This window comes from Pseudoalteromonas sp. bablab_jr011 (genome assembly GCF_016464045.1).
Classification (GTDB): Bacteria; Pseudomonadota; Gammaproteobacteria; order Enterobacterales; family Alteromonadaceae; genus Pseudoalteromonas; species Pseudoalteromonas lipolytica.
The window spans coordinates 36,385-59,407 of the sequence record NZ_JACDWU010000304.1; the positions used below are offsets into that span (position 1 = coordinate 36,385).

Below are 23,023 nucleotides of genomic sequence, written 5' to 3' on the forward strand. Positions count from 1 at the left end.
TGAGGCTAATAACTACACTACCCCTGTTTTAAAAAAATAAAAAGCCCGACTTAAGTCGGGCTTTGGGTTTATCAAAAGTGTGTTCTTTTAGTACCGGTTTGTTAGTGCGCGTGCGCTGCACTTGACCCTTTAGGGTTACGAATGCCTTCCACCATTTCTTGAATTTCAACAGGTGTTTCAGCTGTTAGTTTAAGTACGATACCTGCTACTGCAAAGTTAATAATCATACCCACTAAACCAATCCCCTCAGGTGAAATACCAAATAACCAGTTAGCTGGGCCATTTAATTCAGGGCTAACAAACTTGAAGTAAATAATGTACGCCGCGGTGAATGTAATACCTGTAACCATACCTGCGATCGCACCTTCTTTGTTCATCTTCTTAGAGAAGATACCCATGATAATCGCCGGGAAGAAACTTGCAGCCGCTAAACCGAATGCAAATGCCACCACCGACGCTACGAATCCAGGCGGGTTAATACCAAAGTACGCTGAGATAACAATGGCGACCATCGCAGCAAGTCGCGCTGCAAGTAGTTCTTGCTTATCACTAATATCTGGTTTCAAGGTACGTTTTAACAAGTCATGCGATACCGAGGTCGAAATAACCAATAACAAACCCGCGGTGGTTGACAGTGCTGCCGCAATACCACCTGCTGCAACAAGGGCTACTACCCATGCTGGTAAGTCGGCAATCTCTGGGTTAGCAAGTACCATGATGTCGCGGTCAACATTCACTTCGTTGGCGCTATTTGGATCATCAATCTTGCCAGCTGAGTAGAACATTTTGCCATCACCGTTTTTATCGTTAAAAGTGATTAGGCCTGTTCTTTCCCAATTTTTAACCCATGCAGGTGCTTCAGCATACTCTGTACCGTTACCATCTTTACCGTTAATAGTATCAATCATGTTTACACGTGCAAACGACGCAACAGCAGGTGCAGTTGTATAAACGATAGCAATAAATACTAATGTCCATGCCGCAGAGATACGCGTGTCTTTAACACGTGGAACCGTGAAGAAACGTACGATAACATGAGGTAGACCCGCAGTACCCACCATAAGCGCACCCGTGATTGCGAATACATCGATCATACTCTTAGAGCCTTCGGTGTACTGCGCAAAACCGAGTTCGGTACTCAGTCCATCTAATTTATCAAGCACGTACTGGCCAGAACCATCTGCAAGCGTGGCACCAAAACCAGTTTGTGGGAAAAAGTGACCTGTCATCATCATTGAAATGAAGATTGCTGGAACAAGGTAAGCAAATACCAGTACGCAGTACTGCGCAACTTGCGTGTAAGTAATGCCCTTCATGCCGCCAAGAACAGCATAGAAGAATACAATCACCATACCAATGTAAACACCGGTCTCAATATCCACTTCTAAGAAGCGAGAGAATACAACACCAACACCCCGCATTTGACCCGCGATGTACGTGAAACAGATAAAGATTGCACATAAAATTGCAACCACACGTGCTGTTTGTGAGTAATAACGGTCACCAATGAAATCAGGGACAGTGAACTTACCAAACTTACGTAAGTAAGGTGCTAAACACAGCGCCAGTAATACGTAACCACCCGTCCAGCCCATGAGGTAAACACCCCCATCGTAACCCGCAAACGAGATAATACCCGCCATTGAGATAAACGATGCTGCACTCATCCAGTCAGCTGCTGTTGCCATACCATTTGCAAGAGGAGGAACGCCACCACCTGCAACATAGAATTCATTAGTAGACCCTGCACGAGCCCAAATTGCGATGCCGATATAAAGCGCGAAGCTTAAACCGACGATAATAAACGTGAGTGTTTGAACATCCATTGCTTAGCTCCTATTCGTCTACGCCATATTTTTTATCTAACGTATTCATTTTGAAAACGTACACAAAAATCAAAGCTACAAAGGTGTAAATTGCGCCTTGCTGGGAGAACCAGAAGCCGAGTTTAAACCCAAAAAAACGTACTTCATTCAGTACATCTACCAATAAAATGCCAAAACCAAATGAAACGATAAACCACACTGCTAACAGTTTAAATAGCAGCGAAATGTTTTCCGCCCAGTAAGCTTTTGCTTGTTCTTCATCTTTAAAAGCCATTTTTATCCCCTTATGCATCACTTAAAAGTAATGAGTGGTATTAGTTGTCATTAACTAAGTTAGCAACGGTTCGGCATTATGGAATTGAGACCATAGTCGTAACAGTCAGTTTACGTTTACGTAAACTGTAAAGTACCTTTTGTTAATAAATGGTAAAAAACCATATTTAACAATAAGTTAACCTACAAATATAAATGAGAGAAATAACCAAAATAGTAAAAACGAATGATCTGCGACATTAGTCTAATAAAAAGGCCAAAATAAAATTAAGCATTAAATATCATAAACTTGTAAAAATTGATTTTTAACAAATCAAAATCAACACATCGAAATCAGCTTTAATTCTGGTAAGGTAGTGGTATTACAATAATGACTGAATTTGAACATGACTGCTGCGCTTATTTTTGTTGCTCTTGCCTACATTGGTGTATTGTTTTGGTTAGCAAACTGGGGGGATAAAACCACGCCTCTGGCTAAACGCATTAGCCACCACCCTTTTGTGTATTCGTTTTCATTAGGGATTTACTGTACATCGTGGACTTACTATGGCTCAGTCGGTACTGCCGCCACCAGCAGTTGGAATTACCTTCCTATTTTAATTGGTCCTGCGCTGTTATTTTTCTTTGGCCAAGGCTTTTTACGAAAACTGGTACTTGTTAGTAAAAAACAAAATATTACGACCATTGCCGATTTTATTTCTGCCCGGTATGGAAAAAGACAAACAACAGCAATCATGGTCACAGTTATTGCACTGTTGGCGACCATTCCTTATATCGCGCTGCAATTAAAAGCCCTTAGTAGTAGCTTTTTATTATTACAAAACGACAACCGTATCTCAGGGTCAATGTTAGCGCTGTCAGCAACACTAATTATGGCCATGTTTGCAATATTTTTTGGGACCCGTAAGGTCGATGTTACTGAATATCGCTCTGGGTTAATGCTGGCTGTTGCGTTCGAATCGATGGTGAAACTATTAGCTTTAGCTGCAGTGGCTGGGCTTGCCTTATACACGTTATTTAACTTAAACACCGTACAAAGCGAGCAGTTAACTGGGTCACTGTGGCAGCACTGGCATAATTTTGACTTTTTTAGCTTTAATTTTATCGGTCAATCGTTAATGGCCGCGGCAGCAATAATCTGTTTACCAAGACAATTCCATGTAACCGTTGTTGATAACCAAGATAAACGCCATCTTTATACCGCTCGCTGGGCTTTTCCGCTTTATTTATTGCTTACTGCTGCAATGATTTTCCCTATTGCCACAGCAGCAATCCACCCTGGTATCGGCAGTGGTTTTTCACCCGACAGCTTTGTGTTAGCCCTGCCTTTAATGCACGAAAATGCATTTTTAACCACCTTTGTATTTATCGGTGGATTATCGGCAGCCACCGCGATGATTGTCGTCGCGACACTCACACTCAGTACTATGATCTCAAATGATGTGGTGTTGCCATTAATGTTGCGTCGCAAATTTAAACGTAACCTCATCACCAGTAGCTACAAATCACAAATATTACTGGTGAGACGTTTTACTATTGCCGGTATTCTGATCCTGTCTTATTTTTATCAACAATGGTTTGGTCATGGCAAAGCCCTCGCCAGCATGGGCTTAGTTGCATTTTCGCTTGTATCTCAACTACTCCCTGCCATTGTCGGTGGCTTATATTGGCGTAAAGGTCATGCTTACGGGGTATATGCAGGGTTACTTGCAGGCTTTATTTGTTGGGTGTTATTCCTCATGTTACCGATTTTAGATGCCGGTAATAGCCTAAATGCAGAACTACAACAAACCCTTATTACGCGAGGAACACTCATTGCGTTGTTTGCCAATATTGGTTGCTATATTAGTTTCTCGTTAGGGGCTGATGAGCGTTTAATTGATAAAATTCAAGCGGCTGCATTTGTTAATCCTAAAGAACAAGCGGTGTTTGCACGACGTTTAAATAAAAATGTAAAGGCCACTGTGTACGACTTTAAAGTACTGCTACAGACCTTTTTAGGTATTCAACGCAGTCAGCAAGTACTGGCGCATTTTGCTTTAACGCACAAGCTAGACGATAATAATGCTCACCCTACCCCTGAATTTATCGCCTATTGCGAACGCGCTTTAACGGGTGTACTGGGCGCGTCATCGGCGCAAGCGCTTATTCATACTGTCGCTTCTGGTAAACGAATGGCCTTTGAAGAGGTGGTAAACTTCTTTGACGAAACAACACAAGCTCTGCAATTTAATCAAAACTTATTATTCACATCACTTGAGAACCTCAGCCATGGTATTTCGGTTGTCGACAAAGAACTCAATTTAGTCGCGTGGAACAAGCGTTATGCCGAAATGTTTAACTACCCTGAAGGGTTCTTAGAAGTGGGTCAAGCCATTGAAGAAGTGATTCGCTACAACGCCGAACGCGGTGAATGCGGCCCCGGTGAAATAGAACGACACGTAGAAAAACGTGTACAACACCTTAAAAATGGCAGTCCACATCACTTTATTCGTCATCGCCGAAATGGCCAAGTGTTTGAAATGATAGGTAACCCATTACCAGATGGCGGCTTTGTGACCAGCTTCTCTGATATTACAGCGCATATCGAAACACAAAATGCCCTTGAAGAAGTGAATATGGATCTTGAAAATCGGATTGAAGCACGCACGCAAGAAATCCGAACAATCAATAGAGATCTACAAGCACAAATAGACAGTCGTGTACAAACTGAGCAAGCACTTACTTTAGCTAAAAAAGAGGCCGAGCAAGCTAACGACAGTAAAACCCGATTTTTAGCACTCGCAAGTCACGACATACTTCAACCGCTAAATGCTGCCCGCCTGTACTTGGCGGCAATTGATGATAAGACGCTTTCAAGTAACAATTTAAATAACTTTGAAAAACTGGGGGCAAGCCTCGATTCAACTGTCCACTTAATGTCGGCACTGCTTGAAATAGCCAAGTTAGAACAAGGCGCAATGACCCCAACACCTCGCCACTTTAGCATTGATGACATTTTAGCCCCGTTGAAAAATGAATACGCCATCATGTCGAGCGAAAAAGGCCTTAAACTTAAAGTGCGATCAACCGGTGTTATTGTACATAGCGATATCACTTACTTACGTCGTATTGTTCAAAATCTTGTTTCAAATGCTGTTAAATACACTAATAGCGGCCAAGTTTTGATTGCGTGTCGCAAACGAAAACATCATTTAAGAATCGAGGTATGGGATACGGGCCCTGGCATTTCAGAGCTAGAACAAGCGAAAATCTTTAATGACTTTTACCGCATTGAAGCGGGCGATAATAAAGGTGTAGGCCTAGGTCTTGGGGTTGTAAAAAGAATGGTCGACCTTTTGTCTTTGCGTCTCGATGTAAGCTCAACACCCGGCAAAGGAAGTCGCTTTAGTATTGAAGTGCCCTACGGAGACAGTCAATTTATACAACAAAAAGAGACACCGAAAAAAGGCGTTGAGAATCGTACAGCCATGAATATTGTGGCTGTTGATGATGACCCCGAAAACCTGCATGCAATGGCAAGTTTATTACAAAAATGGCAAGCAAATTATAAGCTATTTGAAAATGTCGACACCGTACTTGCGTATGCCAAAGAACATCGCGCACCCGACGTGATTCTAATGGATTATCAGCTTGGCCATGATTGCGACGGCATTACCTTAATAAAAACACTTCGAGAGATTTGGCAAAGTCCTGTTCCTGCCATTTTAATTACCGCAGTGCGTGACGAAGCCCTAAAACAGCAAACCAAAGCCGATAATATTCACTACTTGAGCAAACCGGTGAAACCGGCAAAATTAAAAGCGCTGCTTAATCACAGCACTTAAATGACCCCATTATTAAGGCAAAGCAACGGGCTTTGCCTTAAACTTTTGAAATAACCAGCTCAGTGCCACTAAAGATAATCCCAGCCCTATAAACGAGACGGCTCTTAACAGCCCTGTTAAATTTGCCATATCAATCAAAAATACCTTTAATACCACCAGCGCTAATAAACCAAGCCCTAGCTTTTGCACCGTAGCCAATGACTTTAAATGACCCATCACTACCACTAAAGCACCTATGATCAACCACACTAATGAATAGCTATAAAGCTCAGCATCTGAGGTAGGCTGCGCTAAGTTAATAAACTCACCTTGCCAGTTATGGCGTATTTCTGCATTAATATACAGTGCGGTGAAAGCACCCGCTAAAATATAAAATGGCTTCAGTAAACGGGAATTAATAGACCTAATTAATTGACCTGCCCATACACATATTAATGCCGGCACTAACCACACAAGCAGTAACCAGTTAAAAACAGGCATTTGACCAATGCGTATCTGTGCAAAGAAAGGATTTAACTCCATGAATAAAGTAGCAGCGAGCAACCCTGCAAGTGTTAGTAATCCTAACCCCGCTAGTTGGTAAAGTTTTACCATTTGCTGCGTATACCGAGCACGCAGTAAATATACACACCCTAATACCCCCCAATTACACGTAAGCAAGATGTGCTCGTACACTGACAGGTTATTAAAATCAGGATAATGCCCAACCAATTGATAACTGGTCTCTGTGGTAACAAATAAAGCAATACAGTGTAAGCCTGCGCCTTCTAACCAAACCCTCAATGGCTGCTGTTGCCAAAACCTTGCAGCCCAATAAAATAACCCAGCACACAAAGGATAGACAACAATACTCCAATGAACGCCAAGCAATACTGCATCACTGTAACTTGGTGTCCAAGGTGCTAAGCTTAAGCGTACCAACAAACACGCTATTAACGCTTTTAATGGCCACATTGGTAAACGCAGTGCATGCTTATTAATATAAAAGCTAATTAATACAACCTGCATAGCTAATGCAAGCGTCAAACGGCTTCCTTCAAGCAACATTGTGAGCGCTAAGCTGATGTTGCCATTGCCACCTAACCAAAAACAAAAAACCTGTAAGGGCTGCTTGTTACGCACCGCTAATTTAAATAACAGTGCACTGACCCCCAATAACACCGTACACCAGAGCGGATAAGCATCTGTAAGCGCATTATTAGGCGTAATAACATACAAGCAACCAATAATCACAAAGCTCGACAGCGAAGCTATCAGCGAGAATCCTAACCGTTGTGGATATTTGCGTGCTAACAGCAAACCATAACTAATAAACAGCGCGATAAAAAACAGCCCGACTCCGTAGTTTTGCCTAAACACAAAAAGCTGCTCGGTAAAATCAACGCTATTACGCTGGCTAATTAATAACAGCACAACACAGCCAACTGCAATCGCTAACCAACTATCCCACGCGCTGTTTTTAAGCACTAAAAACAACAGCACACTGACCATTAACAGACTACTAAGTTGCCAAGTGAGTAACGCATTATTGCTAAACATCAAAAAACCAAGCGGCGCTAAAATCGCTATAAGCAATGGATTATCGGGTAGTTGCTTAAGCTGCTTTATGAAACGCTGAGGGCGGTGTTCTATTTGAATAAACTTAAGACCCAAACGCACAATCGCAATCAGTAGAAAGATACTGAACACAGCGTATACGTTAATAAACCACAGAATATTATGTGAAGCGCTTACTGCCACTAACCAATACCAACCAAGGTGTCCAGTCCAGAGCAAATACCAAAGCCACTGACGTTTCACATAATGAGCCACCAAAGAGGCCGAAACACTCACAAAGCCAACATAGGTCAACAAACCAACAAAGTCGTTACTCCCTGTATTCACCCAGATCGGCACACTGTAAGCACCAATAATACCAATAGCCGCAAGCAGAGGACCAAAGCGCAATGCCATCCAACTGGCAGCCAACGACACCAGTGTCAAAATAGCGAAGGCAGGCAAAGGCGCTAATAATGCATAGTGGGTATAAGCCAGTAATGTTAAAGCAAAACAACTGATAAAGCCGCCACTGGCAAGCGCTGCCGGTATATAGTTATTAAAGCCTTCAAACACTATTCCTTTACGATGCAAGTACTCTGCTGCCACAATTAAACTTACCCCAAAAACAGCGCCTAAAGTTAATCGCATCGTTTCTGACAAGAGCCCTGCTTCTAGCGAATAACGGGCTAAAAAGATTCCGCCAAAAGCAAGTGCAATAGCCCCAACCCAGGTCAGCCAATTAGTTTTAAACACTGTAATAAGGGACGTGATAAACTCAAACGGAGCGGCTTTCCCTTGGGTAAGCATTGGCTCATGAGACGACCCCTGAGGCTGCCTTGCTGCAGAGAGCATTGGCTCAACGTGCAACGAATCAATCGTTGCTGTTATTGTTGAATGCGAAGCTGTGTTTGTTAATTGTGATGAGGCTCTTGGTACATGCTGTTGAAATTCAGTATCCGTTTGCGGCTTATCGGGCCTTGGCTCAGCAAGCTTCTCTCTTAATAACGCGACTTCTTTTTTTAAAACAGACAGCTGAAATAAAGCAATTATTCCAGCAACTGAACCGCCGAATACCACTAAAACAAGCAATATTAATAACGCAATACCTTCATCCATACCCAATCCTTGTCTCTGCTTTAACAACATAAAAGCGTTCATTGTTTATACAATAAACACTTAGTAAGAGTAAAGCGATGGTCGTTTCGCGTATTTTTCTATTAGCGAGGGTCAGCTCCCATTCGCTCAAACATCATTTTATAGTTTAAGTTATAGCATCATGCTCTATCCTCGCTATTTTCACCCTCACCGAGTTACGTTGCTTAAAAACGACGCTCTGTCGGCTGTGTTCACGTATCACATAAGATGCGTGCACTTCATTCACAACAAGGTGTTGTTGGCTCATCGGGTTAAACCTCAACACCATTACATGTAATATCAACAGTTTCAGCGCTTTGACTGTTATAAAGCCAGACCAGTCTGTTTAAAATTAATTATTAGATAGTCGAAATTGCGCTATGCAGCGCTAAAAAATTAGCAAATAATAACATTCACACAAATGGGATTAGAATGAGGACTATGAACACGATTTTAACAACACAATGCGATGATGATGTGGGTCTAATTGCCAAGATCACCGGTCTTTGTCATCAACATAATTTGAATATTACCCGTAATAACGAATTTGTAGACAAAGATGCCCAACGCTTTTTCATGCGCACCGAATTAAGCGGGGTTATTTCAGATGACTTTTTACCAAGCCTTGCTGAGCTACTTCCTGATGGCGCAGAGCTTGCGCTGCACAGCAGTGAAAAAACCAAAGTGGTATTGCTTGCCACCAAAGAAGCACATTGTTTAGGGGGAGTATTACTTAAGCAATTCGAAAAAGCCTTAAACATCGAAGTACTGGCCGTGATTGCCAACTATGCAGATTTAGCGCCACTGGCTGCAGGCTTTGGCGTGCCGTTTCATGTAGTATCGCACGAAGGTTTAAGCCGTGCTGAGCATGACCAAAAAGTGGGTGATTTAATTGCCAGCTACCAGCCTGATATTATCGGCCTTGCCAAATACATGCGTATTTTAAGCCCTGAGTTTGTGGCGCGCTTTGAAGGTAAAATTATTAATATTCACCATTCATTTTTACCTGCCTTTATTGGTGCAAAACCCTACCACCAAGCCTTTGAACGTGGGGTAAAAATCATTGGTGCAACCGCTCATTTTGTTAATAACGAACTCGATGAAGGGCCAATTATTTTGCAAGATGTGACGCATGTTAGTCATGCGGATACCGCAGAGATGATGGCAAAAATGGGTAAAGATGTTGAAAAAACAGTATTTTGCAAAGCCTTACAGTTGGCCTCTGAACATAAACTGTTTATAAACGGTAATCGAACCGTGGTGTTTGCTTAAGTAATGAATGAAGAGGCTGCTCGCCTCTTTATTATTTTTATTATCTAATGACTAGTTCGATTCAATAGGATCAAGTTGAAGTTTTGAGGCAATAAGCACGGCTTGAGTACGGTTGTATACGCCAAGTTTTCTGAAAATGGCCGTAATATGTGCTTTTACTGTCGCTTCAGAGATATGTAACTCATAAGCGATTTGCTTATTTAACAAACCTTCATGCAGGTACTGCAGCACTTTGTATTGTTGTGGGGTTAGTGATGCCACCTGAGCTGCAATTTCTTTGTCTTCGCCATCAACGGCTGCTACTTTATCTTTAAGCTCTGCTGGTAACCACACATCGCCTTCTAGAATATGATTAATCGCCATTGCGATATCATCCGATGATGATGATTTAGGAATAAATCCCATCGCACCGTATCCCATTACTTTCGACACAATATTTATGTCTTCACTCCCCGACACAACTGCAATCGGTAAGCTTGGGTAATCTTCGCGAATACGAATAAGGCCGTATAAATCGCCATTTCCTGGCATGTGAAGGTCTAGTAGTAAGATATCAAGATCTTCTTGTTCGCTTAGCACTTGCAATGTGGTATCGAAGTTTTCCGATTCAAATACTTCCAAATCCGTAAACTTAGTACTCAATGCCCCTTTCAGCGCTTCACGAAATAACGGATGATCATCCGCTATTAAAAACTGACTCATGGTTCACTCCTAATAAATTCGGCTGACACCTATTTCTAAGTGACAGCCGATATACTACGTTTAGAATCAACTTCTAATCAAGTTTTTAACGCGTTTTTAACGATTTAATCTATTCTCGATTAGCTCATCAACCACACTCGGATCGGCCAGTGTTGAAGTATCACCTAACTGTTGATGCTCATTAGCGGCAATTTTACGTAAAATTCGACGCATAATCTTACCTGAACGTGTTTTTGGTAAACCTGGCGACCATTGAATCATATCTGGTGATGCAATAGGACTTAGCTCTTTACGAACCCAGTTACGCACTTCTGCGGTTAATTCATCGCTCACTGTGACGCCTTCATTTGGCGTGATATACACGTAAATACCTTGGCCTTTGATGTCGTGCGGGTAACCCACCACGGCAGCCTCAGCAACGGCTTCATGAGCAACTAAGGCACTTTCAATCTCAGCCGTACCTAAGCGATGGCCCGATACATTCAGTACGTCATCAACACGCCCAGTGATCCAATAATAACCATCTTCATCACGGCGACAACCATCCCCCGTGAAATACACACCAGGGTAAGCAGAGAAGTAAGTTTGTTCAAAACGCTCATGGTCACCATACACGGTACGAGCTTGTGAAGGCCAGCTATCTAAAATAACCAAGTTACCGTCAACCGCACCTTCAAGTGTATTGCCTTCTGCATCATAAAGCGCAGGTGCAATACCAAAGAATGGACGAGTTGCAGAACCAGGCTTCATGTCTGTTGCACCCGGCAATGGTGTGATCATGATGCCACCCGTTTCTGTTTGCCACCAAGTATCAACAATTGGGCAATTCTCATTACCGATATGCTCGTAGTACCATGCCCATGCTTCAGGGTTAATAGGTTCACCCACAGAGCCCATAATACGCAGACTTGTGCGTTTTGATGTCGCTGTTGGCTCATCACCTTTTGCCATCAACGCGCGAATAGCGGTTGGTGCAGTGTAAAGAATAGTGACATTGTGTTTGTCGATTACTTCACCCATACGACCTGCAGTTGGGTAAGTGGGTACACCTTCAAATACCACTTGTGTACAGCCGTTAACTAATGGGCCATACGCAATATAACTGTGACCCGTGATCCAACCAACATCAGCACTGCACCAGAAAATATCGTCTTCTTTTAAATCAAATACATATTCATGGGTCATTGATGCGTAAACAAGGTAGCCACCCGTAGTGTGAACAACACCCTTAGGCTGACCAGTAGAGCCCGATGTATAAAGAATGAAAAGTGGATCTTCAGCATTCATTGGCTCTGGTTCACAATCTGCCGGTAAATCTGCCACTAAATCATGCCACCATACGTCGTGACTGTTCCACTCTACTTCACCGCCAGTTAACTGGTGAACAATCACATGCTCAACTGTGGTTACTGAATCTTGTGATACCGCTTCATCAACATTTGCTTTTAATGGCACGCAGTTACCAGCGCGACGACCTTCATCAGATGTGATCACGACTTTTGCACCTGAGTCATTAATACGGTCAGCGATTGCTGATGGAGAAAAACCACCAAACACAACAGAGTGAATCGCGCCAATACGAGCACACGCTTGCATGGCATATACAGCCTGCGGAGTCATTGGCATATAAATCGCTACGCGGTCACCTTTTGCAACACCCAGCTTTTTAAGACCATTTGCTAATTTTGCAACTTCATCGTGCAATTGTTGGTAGGTAATATTTTCGCTTTGCTCTGGGTTGTCTCCTTCCCAGATAAGGGCTGTTTTGTTTGCTTTAGCAGCGAGATGACGGTCGATACAGTTATATGAGGCATTAAGTTGGCCATCTTCAAACCAACGAATATTGATATGGCCTTTGTCAAATGATGTGTTTTTAACTTTAGTATAAGGAGTTGACCAATCAAGACGCTTACCATGCTCTCGCCAAAATCCTTCAGGGTCATCGATAGATTGCTTGTACAGTGTATTATATTTATCGTTATCAACTAATGCGGCATTCTTGATATGCGCGGGAACTGGATAGATACTTTGTGACATTGTTGTCGTCTCCATTTTAATTACTTGCCTTCGGCCTGCTTCAAGGATCACTCAGCAACGCCCCTTAAAGTATTAGACCTTAGTTGTATATCTCGCCAAATAGCTAAAAACTTCGTAATAGCCACCTATAATCTACTCCAATATATTGATGTAAGCGATTTATCGCTATGTAACACCTTAGTCTAATAGACCAATAGATAATTGAGAGAAGTCATTTCTTAAACAACAGTGATACAACAACACACAAATAGCTTCAACAGGAATAGACATTATGACAACAACAAAAATAACCGCTTTAAAGACCCTCACGGCATCGGCCGTGTTATGCGCACTAACAGGCACTGCAAGTGCTGCCACTTTAGGTAATACCGATATCACTTATGGCGGTTATGTAAAGCTAGATGCGATGTGGAGTGACTATTCATCAGGTGTTCCAGATGGTACCAGCATTGGTCGTGATTTTTATGTACCGAGTACAACTCCCGTGGGACCTGACGTTGACAGCGATGCAGTCTTTGATATGCATGCCCGCCAATCGCGTTTTAATTTTGGCACTGCAACAAAGTTAGACAATGGTAAAACTGTTAACACTAAAATCGAAATTGACTTTTTAGCCTCCGCACCGGGTGGTAATGAACGTGTTACCAACTCCTATGCTCCGCGTATTCGCCAAGCTTTTATCACGTATGATGGCTGGTTATTTGGTCAAGCGTGGTCAAACTTTCAAAACGTAGGCGCACTGCCAGAAACGCTAGACTTCGTAGGCCCTGCAGAAGGGACCGTTTTTGCCCGCCAATCACAAATTCGTTACTCAACGGGCAACTGGTCGTTCTCTGTTGAAAACCCAGAAAGTACAATTACGACCCAAGGTGGCGCACGCGTTGCAACGGATGATGCATCTTTACCTGATTTTACCGCGCGTTATGCTCATAAAGCAGACTGGGGTGAATTAGTTTTTACAGGTTTAGCGCGTCAACTAACCTATAAAAAGAATGGCGTCGATGCAGACGAAACATCCTTTGGTATTAGTGCATCGGGTAAAGTTAATTTTGGTCAAAACAACCTCAAATTCATGCTGACACAAGGTTCAGGCTTAGGTCGATATGTTGGTTTAAACGTAGCACATGGTGCAGTACTTAATGGTGATGAACTAGATGCCATCGACTCAACTTCAGGCTTCATTGGTTATCAACAACACTGGAATAGTCAGTGGCGTTCAACTTTCCTTTATTCATTTTTCTCAGCAGATAACAACACAGATCTGTTAGCTATTTCGGGTGATCCGACTAAAACAAGTCAAAGCTACAGCGCGAATATTTTATACTCGCCAGTAAAGAAACTCACATTTGGTGTTGAACTGAAACATGCTGAACGAGAATTAGAAAGTGGCGCTGATGGTGATATGGACCGCCTTCAATTTTCTGCAAAATACGTTTTTTAAGTATAAAAATAGTTTTACTTCCTGAGCGGCTCCGGCCGCTTTTTTTATTAAAGCCCCAAAAAGCAAATTGCAAATCATTTTCATTTAGATTAAATTACGCATTAATTTAAATCATCATTGAACTATTTGGAAATTTGCATGTCATCAACTAAATTTTTGCGCTTGTCACAATTAAGCATAGTGACTTCAGCTCTTCTTAGTGGCTACGCTTTAGCAGAACAACCAAAAGAAGAACCTGCGATCGAAAAAATTGCTGTCTACGGTCAACATCACAAAAACTATATTACCGAACAAGCTCAATCAGCGACCAAATTGGGCTTAACCATAAAAGAAACACCTCAGTCTATCTCTGTTGTTTCTCGTGCGTTGATGGATGACTTCTCACTTGATGATTTAAACTCAGTACTTGAAAGCACCCCGGGTGTGACTGTTGAGCAAATTGAAACCGATCGCACCTACTTTAAAGCTCGCGGCTTTGAAATTACCAACTTTCAAGTTAATGGCATGGGTTTACCCCAAGATAATGGCTCTATTCAAGGCACACTTGATACCTCTATATACGATAGTGTCGAAATTGTTCGTGGTGCTAATGGCTTAATGACTGGTGCTGGTAATCCATCGGCAACGGTCAACATGGTATTAAAACGCCCAACATATCAAACACAGGTCAATGCATCAGTGTCATATGGCTCATGGGATAATAAACGTCTTGAACTTGACGCATCAACGGCTATCAACGATAACCACGCAGTGCGTGCCGTATTTACAAAGCATAAAACAGACTCTTATCTTGATCGCTACGAGCAAGATAAAACAATTTATTACTTAGCATATGAAGGCCAACTGACTAACAGCACAGTCGTAACAGCTAACTATGTTAAACAAAATAAAGACGCAGACAGCCCTCTTTGGGGGGCGTTACCACTTTATTATAGCGATGGTACTGCGACTAACTTCGATGTATCAACTAGCACTGCATCCGATTGGTCATACTGGAACAACACCACCGAGCAGTTATTTTTATCCATTGAGCAAGCAATCACTAATACTTGGTTTTTAAAAGCCAGCTATGCACACTTAGAAAATGAGCAAGACTCTGAGCTTTTCTATGTTTATGGCACGCCTGATAGAGAAACAGGTTTAGGCTTAACAGGTTACGCAAGTGAATACGATCATAAAGATAAGCACGACATTTTAGATATCTATGCAACGGGTAAATTTAATTTATTTGGTATGGAGCATGACCTATCGTTTGGTGTTAACCAAGCAGACATGGATTATAATGATAAATCTCTTTATGACCGCACCACAGGCAATGGTTTCCCTAAAATGCCTGAACTGGGTGGTTGGAACGGAGTTGCACCAATTCCAACACTCACTGATGGTTTAACAGGAGCAGATCTGACTAGCCGTCAACGTTCAGCTTATATTTCAACACGCATTAGAGCCACCGATTCACTTAGCTTCTTAGCAGGTGTCAGCCAAGTAAATTGGGAAACTGAAGGTGAGTCATACGGGAAAGCGAAAGATAAAGACAGCGATCAAACCGTGCCCTACTACGGTGTTGTTTATGATATCAACGAGCGCTTTTCAACTTATGCAAGCTACACAGAAACATTTGTGCCGCAAACTGAGCGTGACATAAATGGTGACTATCTCAACCCTATTACTGGTAAAAGTAGTGAAGTGGGTTTAAAAGCACAATTACTTGATGACAACCTGTTTGTCACTGTTGCCTACTTTGATGCAGAGCAAGTGGGTCTTGCTGTAGCAGTACCAGGATCCTTACCGGATGATACACGCTACTATGGCGCAGACGGCATTAATAGCGATGGTTTTGAACTAGAACTTAGCGGTCAAATCAATGAAACATTGAGTGCAAGTTTTAGCTATAGCAACTTAAACATCGATGGTGATGAGCTGGTAAAAGACTACACGCCAGAAAATCAATTTAAACTTGCGCTAACTCACAAAGTGCCTGAAGTTGATGGCTTAACCTTTGGCCTAAATTACCAATGGCAAGACGATACGCAGCGCGTACAGGTTCGCGATGCTGATACTAATGCACCGCAAATAACTACTCAGCAAGATGCCTATGGTTTATTAAGCTTAATGGCCACTTACGATATTAACGACAATGTTAGTGTTAACTTAAATATTAATAACGTCACCAACGAAAAGTACCTTCATAGCCTATTCTGGGCACAAGGTTACTATGGTGCGCCACGTAGCTATGCTGTTTCATTCAACTGGCAGCTTTAATGAGTGCCAAGTTTGAAACGATAAGCTCTAAACGTTAAGAATTTAAAAGCCGCACACTGTGCGGCTTTTATGTATCGACTCGTTGCAGCTGGTTTATCCCGCGTTGACAGATTGAATCCCTTTTATCCCCTTACCTTAATCCCTTAAATTGTTCACTTATAGCATTACGCTTAATTAAGTGGTCTATTTTGAGGCAATAAAACCGCATTGATAACAAGGCAAAAATTTAGTTATTTAGTTATTTAGTTATTTAGTTATTTAGTTATTTAGTTATTCTAAATCAGAAATTTTTAACGTAGGTAGCGACTGGTTTAATCACTCAAAATGATTAAGTATTTTTGCAAAATGGTATTAATTAAGTGAACTGGTATAGGCCCGCCCCTGTAAATCGCCGCTACACCCAGCGCAACTTTTCACCTATAAAAACGGCTCAGTGCGACTATTATTCGCCCATAAAAAAACCGCTAACTAAGTAGCGGTCTTTTTGTGTTAAGGGCGGGTCAAATCACGCTTAACGATACACTGTAAAGGTGTTTTATAGCTCGTCTTCAGCTATCAAGCCAACATCTACACCGTCTTCAGGCTTAATAGTTGCTTGAAGTAATAGCATTTCACGTAACTTACCTTCAATCTCATCTGCGATCTCTGGGTTGTCTTTTAAGAACTTAATTGAATTTGCTTTACCTTGGCCTACTTTATTACCGTTGTAGCTATACCAAGCACCTGACTTTTCAACAATCTTATGTTTAACACCTAAGTCAATTAATTCACCGTGTTTAGAGATACCTTCACCATACATAATGATGAACTCAGCTTGTTTAAACGGCGGTGCAACTTTGTTTTTAACAATTTTAACGCGGGTTTCGTTACCCACAACTTCATCACCCTCTTTCACCGAACCAATGCGACGAATATCAATACGTACCGATGCGTAGAATTTAAGTGCGTTACCACCCGTTGTTGTTTCTGGGTTACCAAACATGACACCTATTTTCATACGGATTTGGTTGATGAAAATACACAAGGTGTTCGAGCGCTTAATATTACCCGTTAATTTACGAAGGGCTTGCGACATTAAACGAGCTTGAAGACCCATGTGTGAGTCACCCATGTCGCCTTCAATTTCAGCCTTTGGTGTTAATGCAGCAACCGAGTCAACAATAACCACGTCAACCGCACTTGAACGAACAAGCATGTCACAAATTTCTAATGCTTGCTCACCAGTATCAGGCTGAGAAACAAGTAACTCATCAATGTTTACACCTAGCTTTTGTGCGTATACAGGATCGAGAGCATGCTCAGCATCAACGAATGCACACGTTTTGCCTTGCTTCTGAGCTTCAGCGATAACTTGTAGCGTTAGCGTTGTTTTACCTGATGATTCAGGGCCGTATACTTCAACGATACGTCCTGCTGGTAAACCACCTATACCTAATGCGATATCAATCCCCAGTGAACCTGTTGAGATAGCTTCAATATCAAGGGCTTTGTTGTCGCCCAATTTCATAATTGAACCTTTACCAAATTGACGTTCAATTTGTGATAAAGCAGCGTCCAACGCTTTTTGTTTGTTATCGTTCATTCTGTTCTCCAAATCCGGCTAATGCAGACAGTATACTGTATGAAATCACAGTATCAAGCTAATTTTCTGATTTTATTATCTCGATAACTTTTTCTATTGAATAAACAATAGCTTGAGCTCTAACACTGGCTCTATCACCGGTAAAAACATGTTTGCTTGGGTAATTTTTTCCTGCAAAATGCACGCAAAACCACACCAAACCAACCGGTTTATCCCGGGTTGCCCCACCGGGGCCCGCAATACCCGAAATAGCAATCGCAATATCAGCCTTTGCAGCCTTCGCAGCACCTGACGCCATTTCTAAAACAGTTTGCTCACTGACAGCGCCAAAGTTCTGTAAAGTCTCGTTACTCACACCAATTAATTCATGCTTTGCTTGGTTGCTGTATGTAACAAAAGCACGGTCAATATAATGAGAACTTCCTGGTGTATCTGTTAGCGCATAACTCACGCCCCCACCCGTGCACGATTCAGCGGTAGTGATCCATAAGCGTTTATCCGTTAAAATAGCTCCTAATTTCGCAGCAAGTGTTTTAATCTCTTGATGTAATTCCATATTCAGCCTTTGGGTAAATACATGTCGTTTGATCTTTATGCTCCACACACTATAAAACAACAAACACCGATGATGCAGCAGTATCTAAAAATAAAAGCCGAGCATCGCGATATTTTATTGTTTTATCGTATGGGTGATTTTTACGAACTCTTTTTTGATGATGCTAAACGTGCAGCTCAACTTCTTGATATTTCTCAAACTCATCGCGGTAAAGCTGGTGGCGATCCTATTCCTATGGCCGGCGTACCTTATCACGCAGTAGAAAATTACCTAGCACGCCTTGTACAAATGGGTGAATCGGTTGCTATTTGCGAACAAATAGGCGACCCAGCAACCAGCAAAGGTCCGGTAGAGCGTAAAGTCGTGCGCATTGTAACACCCGGTACTATTTCCGATGAAGCCTTACTGCAAGAGCGCCAAGATAACTTACTCACAAGTGTGTGGCAAAATAAACACGGTGTTTACGGCATAGCCTACCTCGATATTAACTCAGGCCGTTTTAATGTACTTGAAGTGAATACTGACGAAGCATTTAGCTCAACACTGCAACGCCTCGCGCCAGCAGAACTGCTTTACAGTGAAACGTTTGCCAATATTCACTTAATCGAACATATTAAAGGGGCTCGCCGTCGCCCAGAATGGGAGTTCGATTTAGACACCGCACAACACCTCTTATGCGATCAATTTGGCACCAAAGATCTAGTTGGTTTTGGGGTTGATAAAGCCCATTGCGCTCTGATTGCCGCGGGCTGTTTAATGCAATATGTAAAAGACACTCAACGCATTGCTCTGCCACATATTCGCGCCATTACCCTTGAGCAAAACGAACACGCAGTGATCTTAGATGCTGCAACCCGTAAAAACTTAGAACTCACGGTTAACCTCTCTGGAGGCTATGAAAACACCTTGGCACAGGTGCTTGATAAAACCGCTACAGCAATGGGGTCTCGTTTATTAAAACGCCGAATTCATACCCCAGTGCGCAGTAAAGATGAGCTTAACTCACGCCTAAATGCGATTACTGCGATCATCGATGCTCAACTGTGCGGCGAACTGCACGAATCATTAAAACAAATTGGTGATATTGAGCGAGTTATCGCGCGCCTTGCATTGTGTACTGCCAGACCTCGTGACTTAACGCGTTTACGTAGTGCATTACAAGCGCTGGCACCACTGCATGAGCTACTGAATGATGCCAGCGATCCACGCATTAACCAGATCATCGCACAGTCACAAGAATTACCAGCGCTGCAAGATCTCCTAGAACGTGCAGTCATTGAAACACCACCGGTACTTATTCGTGATGGGGGAGTTATTGCCCCAGGCTATAATAGTGAGTTAGATGAATGGCGTGCGCTTAGCCAAGGCGCAACCGATATCCTTGAAAAACTGGAAGAGCGCGAGCGTGAACGCACAGGCATCAGCACCTTAAAAATTGGCTACAACAAGGTGCATGGCTTCTTCATTGAAGTTAGCCGTGCTAATTCACACTTAGTCCCTGCTGATTATATTCGTCGTCAAACATTAAAAAATAACGAACGCTATATCATTCCTGAGTTAAAAGAGCATGAAGACAAAGTACTCGGTAGCCAATCAAAAGCGTTGGCTCTCGAAAAACAACTTTATGAGCAACTATTTGAATTTATAGCACCGCATATTGAGCAGCTACAAACGATGGCTGCGGTACTGGCTGATTTAGACGTTCTTAATAATTTAGCTGAACGTGCGCAAGCGCTCAACTACGCCAAACCAACACTGTGTGATAACGACAATATAAGCATAAAGCAAGGGCGTCATCCCGTTGTTGAGCAAGTAATGAAAGACCCCTTTATTGCCAACCCTGTCGAGTTAAGCAACGACCGTAAGATGTTGATCATCACAGGGCCAAACATGGGGGGTAAATCAACCTATATGCGTCAAACTGCGTTAATTGTACTCATGGCACATATTGGGTCTTATGTCCCTGCTGACAGCGCAGAAATTGGCAATATTGACCGCATTTTTACGCGTATTGGCGCAAGTGATGATTTAGCATCAGGGCGTTCAACCTTTATGGTTGAAATGACAGAGACAGCGACCATTTTAAACAATGCCACGGCGCAATCTTTGGTCTTGATGGATGAAATAGGACGCGGTACTTCGACCTATGATGGCCTGTCTCTCGCCTATGCTACGGCCGATTATTTAGCCTCAAAAATTGCCGCAAAAACCTTATTCGCCACCCATTATTTTGAGCTAACTGAACTGGCCGAGCAGCAGCAAGGATTGGTTAATGTTCACCTAGATGCGATTGAGCATAACGACACTATTGCCTTTATGCATACCGTGCTTGAAGGTGCAGCAAGTAAAAGCTTTGGTTTACAAGTTGCCGCGCTTGCCGGTGTACCAAAAGCCGTTATTCAGCAAGCAAAGCAAAAACTAAAAATGCTTGAAAATCATCAGCCTGTTACAGCCCCAGTGCAACAACAGCAAGCACTGGCGTTTGACAATGAACCCTCTGAACTTGAGCTAACTTTACAGCAGCTGGACCCAGACAGTTTAACACCAAGACAAGCACACCAGCTGTTATACCAATTAAAAGATTTACTTTAATTGCGTGCATAAAAAAAGCTGACAATATGTCAGCTTTTTTGTGTGTTCTAGAGACCCGAAGGCCTCATACCTGAGTCAGGTATATTGTTGTCAACTCAAGTAAATTGGTCAAACAGGCTATCTGTACTTAAGCCTTCGTGTTGCAAAATATCTTTTAAACGACGTAATGCTTCCACTTGAATTTGTCTTACACGTTCACGCGTTAAGCCAATTTCACGACCGACATCTTCAAGCGTTGAAGGCTCGTAGCCAAGTAAACCGAAACGACGTGCAAGTACTTCGCGTTGTTTTGGGTTTAATTCACCAAGCCAATCAACAATGTGTTTGTTGATGCCATTATTTTGTACTTCGCCCTCAGGACCAGAGCCTTTTTCGTCAGCAATGATATCGAGTAAGGCTTTGTCGTTTTCGCCTCCAATTGGCGTATCAACCGACGTGATTTTTTCGTTTAAACGTAGCATTTTAGTCACGTCTTCAACGGGTTTATCCAGACACTCTGCAATTTCTTCTGCGGTTGGTTCGTGGTCAAGTTTTTGTGTTAGTTCGCGAGCCGTTCTTAGATAAACGTTCAGTTCTTTTACAACATGAATAGGTAAACGAATTGTTCGTGTTTGGTTCATTATGGCACGTTCAATCGTTTGACGGATCCACCAGGTTGCATAAGTTGAAAAACGAAAACCACGTTCTGGGTCAAATTTTTCAACAGCGCGAATCAGGCCAAGGTTACCTTCTTCGATAAGATCTAGCAGCGCAAGACCTCGGTTGTTATAGCGGCGAGCAATTTTCACCACTAAACGTAAATTACTTTCTATCATTCGTTTGCGAGAGGCTTCACAGCCTTTCAATGCTTTACGCGCAAAAAATACTTCTTCTTCTGCACTTAAAAGAGGAGAAAAACCAATTTCACCCAGGTATAACTGTGTCGCGTCTAGGTTTTTGACGACTTCGTCTTTTGTAAAAATTTCATCATCGTTGTCGACTTCTTCGAGTAACTCAGATGAATCATCTTCAACCATCGTGTCATCAAATTTATCATCAACTGTTTCAGTTGTTTTCTCAAGTTTTGCTGTGTGACCCATAAGCGTCCTCCCGAGCAAATATGTGATTGAGCTAAATCACTTTATCAATACCTTTGGCTAAGGTAGATACTTAGCAGGATTGACTGCTTGACCTCGGTAACGAATTTCAAATCTTAAAGCCGTAACCGACGAATCTGAACTGCCAATTTCTGCTATTTTCTGCCCCGCCTTTACTTCCTGTTTTTCCTTTACAAGCAACTTTGAGTTGTGTGCATAAGCACTTAGGTAATCATCATTATGTTTCAATATGATTAAATTACCGTAGCCCCTCAATGCGTTACCCGCGTATACCACAGTTCCTTGTGCAGCAGCTAAAACAGATGCCCCCTGTTTATTAGCGATTTGTAACCCTTTATAGCCATTTTCTTTTGTAGAGAAACGGCGCGTGACCTTACCCTTAGCGGGCCAGCTCCATATGACTTTTGTATTAGGATTACTATTTTTTGCACTAACTTTCTTGTTGGCTTGTTTTTGAACATACTCTCGTTGTTTTGGCTGATCAAGCTCTTTTTTTAATTTTTTGTTATTTTTTTGTATCAAAACGGTAGGCTTTTTACTCGAATTCGTATATTTTTTCGTCTTTTTTTGTTTTTGTGCCGATTTTGTGAGCAAAATGCGTTGCCCAGGATAAATCGTATAAGGTGCTGGAATATCGTTTAATTTTGCTAAAGTACGAAAGTCTTTTTGAGCACTAAACGCGATTGAATATAAAGTATCGCCTTTGTTAACCTTGTAACTTGAGCCAGAAATATTAACTTTGCGGGTAATTTGTTTTGTATGATTATCTAAACTACTAACAGGAGCGGGAGCATTACGGGAGGAGCAACCAAAGAGCAAAATACTAATAAACAAAGTAACATACACTGCTAACTGTCTGTTCATCGTAAAATGCTCCTTATAA

14 protein-coding genes are annotated in these 23,023 nt (G+C 42.1%); 5 read left to right on the plus strand and 9 right to left on the minus strand.

Annotation, left to right across the window (positions count from 1 at the left end; genetic code table 11):
• Positions 1-101: 101 nt before the first annotated feature.
• Both JIG41_RS19700 and JIG41_RS19705 read right to left on the minus strand, forming a co-directional pair.
• Entirely contained in the window at positions 102-1,826 is a 1,725-nt protein-coding gene (locus JIG41_RS19700; protein ID WP_036970761.1) for a sodium:solute symporter family protein, read from the minus strand.
• 10 nt (positions 1,827-1,836) lie between these two features.
• Complete coding sequence (locus JIG41_RS19705) at positions 1,837-2,100, minus strand: DUF4212 domain-containing protein (RefSeq protein WP_036970763.1); 264 nt, start codon at positions 2,098-2,100, stop codon at positions 1,837-1,839.
• A gap of 385 nt (positions 2,101-2,485) precedes the next feature.
• Here JIG41_RS19705 and JIG41_RS19710 point away from each other — a divergent pair, with 385 nt between their 5' ends.
• Positions 2,486-5,926 (plus strand): PAS-domain containing protein, encoded by a 3,441-nt coding sequence (locus JIG41_RS19710; RefSeq protein WP_075594105.1) that lies wholly within the window; start codon positions 2,486-2,488, stop codon positions 5,924-5,926.
• Between the two features lie 12 nt (positions 5,927-5,938).
• Here the strand turns inward: JIG41_RS19710 and JIG41_RS19715 are convergent, their stop codons facing one another.
• Complete coding sequence (locus tag JIG41_RS19715; protein WP_199525323.1) at positions 5,939-8,581, minus strand: DUF2339 domain-containing protein; 2,643 nt, start codon at positions 8,579-8,581, stop codon at positions 5,939-5,941.
• Positions 8,582-9,040: 459 nt separating this feature from the next.
• Here JIG41_RS19715 and purU point away from each other — a divergent pair, with 459 nt between their 5' ends.
• Positions 9,041-9,871 carry a formyltetrahydrofolate deformylase gene (gene purU, locus JIG41_RS19720; protein WP_074988871.1) on the plus strand — a complete coding sequence of 277 codons (831 nt, stop codon included), beginning with the start codon at positions 9,041-9,043 and terminating at the stop codon, positions 9,869-9,871.
• 51 nt (positions 9,872-9,922) lie between these two features.
• Here purU and JIG41_RS19725 read toward each other — a convergent pair whose 3' ends face one another.
• Positions 9,923-10,573: a response regulator transcription factor gene (locus JIG41_RS19725; protein ID WP_036970789.1), complete on the minus strand. Its 651-nt coding sequence runs from the start codon at positions 10,571-10,573 to the stop codon at positions 9,923-9,925.
• A 96-nt stretch (positions 10,574-10,669) separates the two neighbouring features.
• Complete coding sequence (acs, locus tag JIG41_RS19730; protein ID WP_180311371.1) at positions 10,670-12,610, minus strand: acetate--CoA ligase; 1,941 nt, start codon at positions 12,608-12,610, stop codon at positions 10,670-10,672.
• Positions 12,611-12,881: 271 nt separating this feature from the next.
• Here acs and JIG41_RS19735 point away from each other — a divergent pair, with 271 nt between their 5' ends.
• A complete protein-coding gene (locus JIG41_RS19735) occupies positions 12,882-14,051 on the plus strand; it encodes a DcaP family trimeric outer membrane transporter (RefSeq protein ID WP_036970793.1) in 1,170 nt (389 codons plus the stop codon).
• A gap of 138 nt (positions 14,052-14,189) precedes the next feature.
• The gene (locus tag JIG41_RS19740; RefSeq protein WP_199525324.1) at positions 14,190-16,313 is read left to right on the plus strand and encodes a TonB-dependent siderophore receptor; all 2,124 of its coding nucleotides are present in this window, start codon (positions 14,190-14,192) and stop codon (positions 16,311-16,313) included.
• Between the two features lie 535 nt (positions 16,314-16,848).
• Here the strand turns inward: JIG41_RS19740 and recA are convergent.
• Both recA and JIG41_RS19750 read right to left on the minus strand, forming a co-directional pair.
• On the minus strand, positions 16,849-17,895 hold the full coding sequence (gene recA / locus JIG41_RS19745; RefSeq protein ID WP_036970796.1) for a recombinase RecA: 1,047 nt from the start codon (positions 17,893-17,895) through the stop codon (positions 16,849-16,851).
• A 58-nt stretch (positions 17,896-17,953) separates the two neighbouring features.
• The gene (locus JIG41_RS19750) at positions 17,954-18,451 is read right to left on the minus strand and encodes a CinA family protein (protein ID WP_036970798.1); all 498 of its coding nucleotides are present in this window, start codon (positions 18,449-18,451) and stop codon (positions 17,954-17,956) included.
• Positions 18,452-18,472: 21 nt separating this feature from the next.
• On the opposite strand from JIG41_RS19750, the gene mutS reads away from it, so the two are divergent.
• Positions 18,473-21,043 (plus strand): DNA mismatch repair protein MutS, encoded by a 2,571-nt coding sequence (gene mutS / locus JIG41_RS19755; protein ID WP_036970801.1) that lies wholly within the window; start codon positions 18,473-18,475, stop codon positions 21,041-21,043.
• A gap of 95 nt (positions 21,044-21,138) precedes the next feature.
• On the opposite strand, the gene rpoS is transcribed toward mutS, so the two are convergent.
• Together rpoS and JIG41_RS19765 are read right to left on the minus strand one after the other, a co-directional pair.
• Positions 21,139-22,122: an RNA polymerase sigma factor RpoS gene (rpoS, locus tag JIG41_RS19760; protein WP_199525325.1), complete on the minus strand. Its 984-nt coding sequence runs from the start codon at positions 22,120-22,122 to the stop codon at positions 21,139-21,141.
• 57 nt (positions 22,123-22,179) lie between these two features.
• Positions 22,180-23,004 (minus strand): peptidoglycan DD-metalloendopeptidase family protein, encoded by an 825-nt coding sequence (locus JIG41_RS19765; protein ID WP_199525326.1) that lies wholly within the window; start codon positions 23,002-23,004, stop codon positions 22,180-22,182.
• Positions 23,005-23,023: the final 19 nt, after the last annotated feature.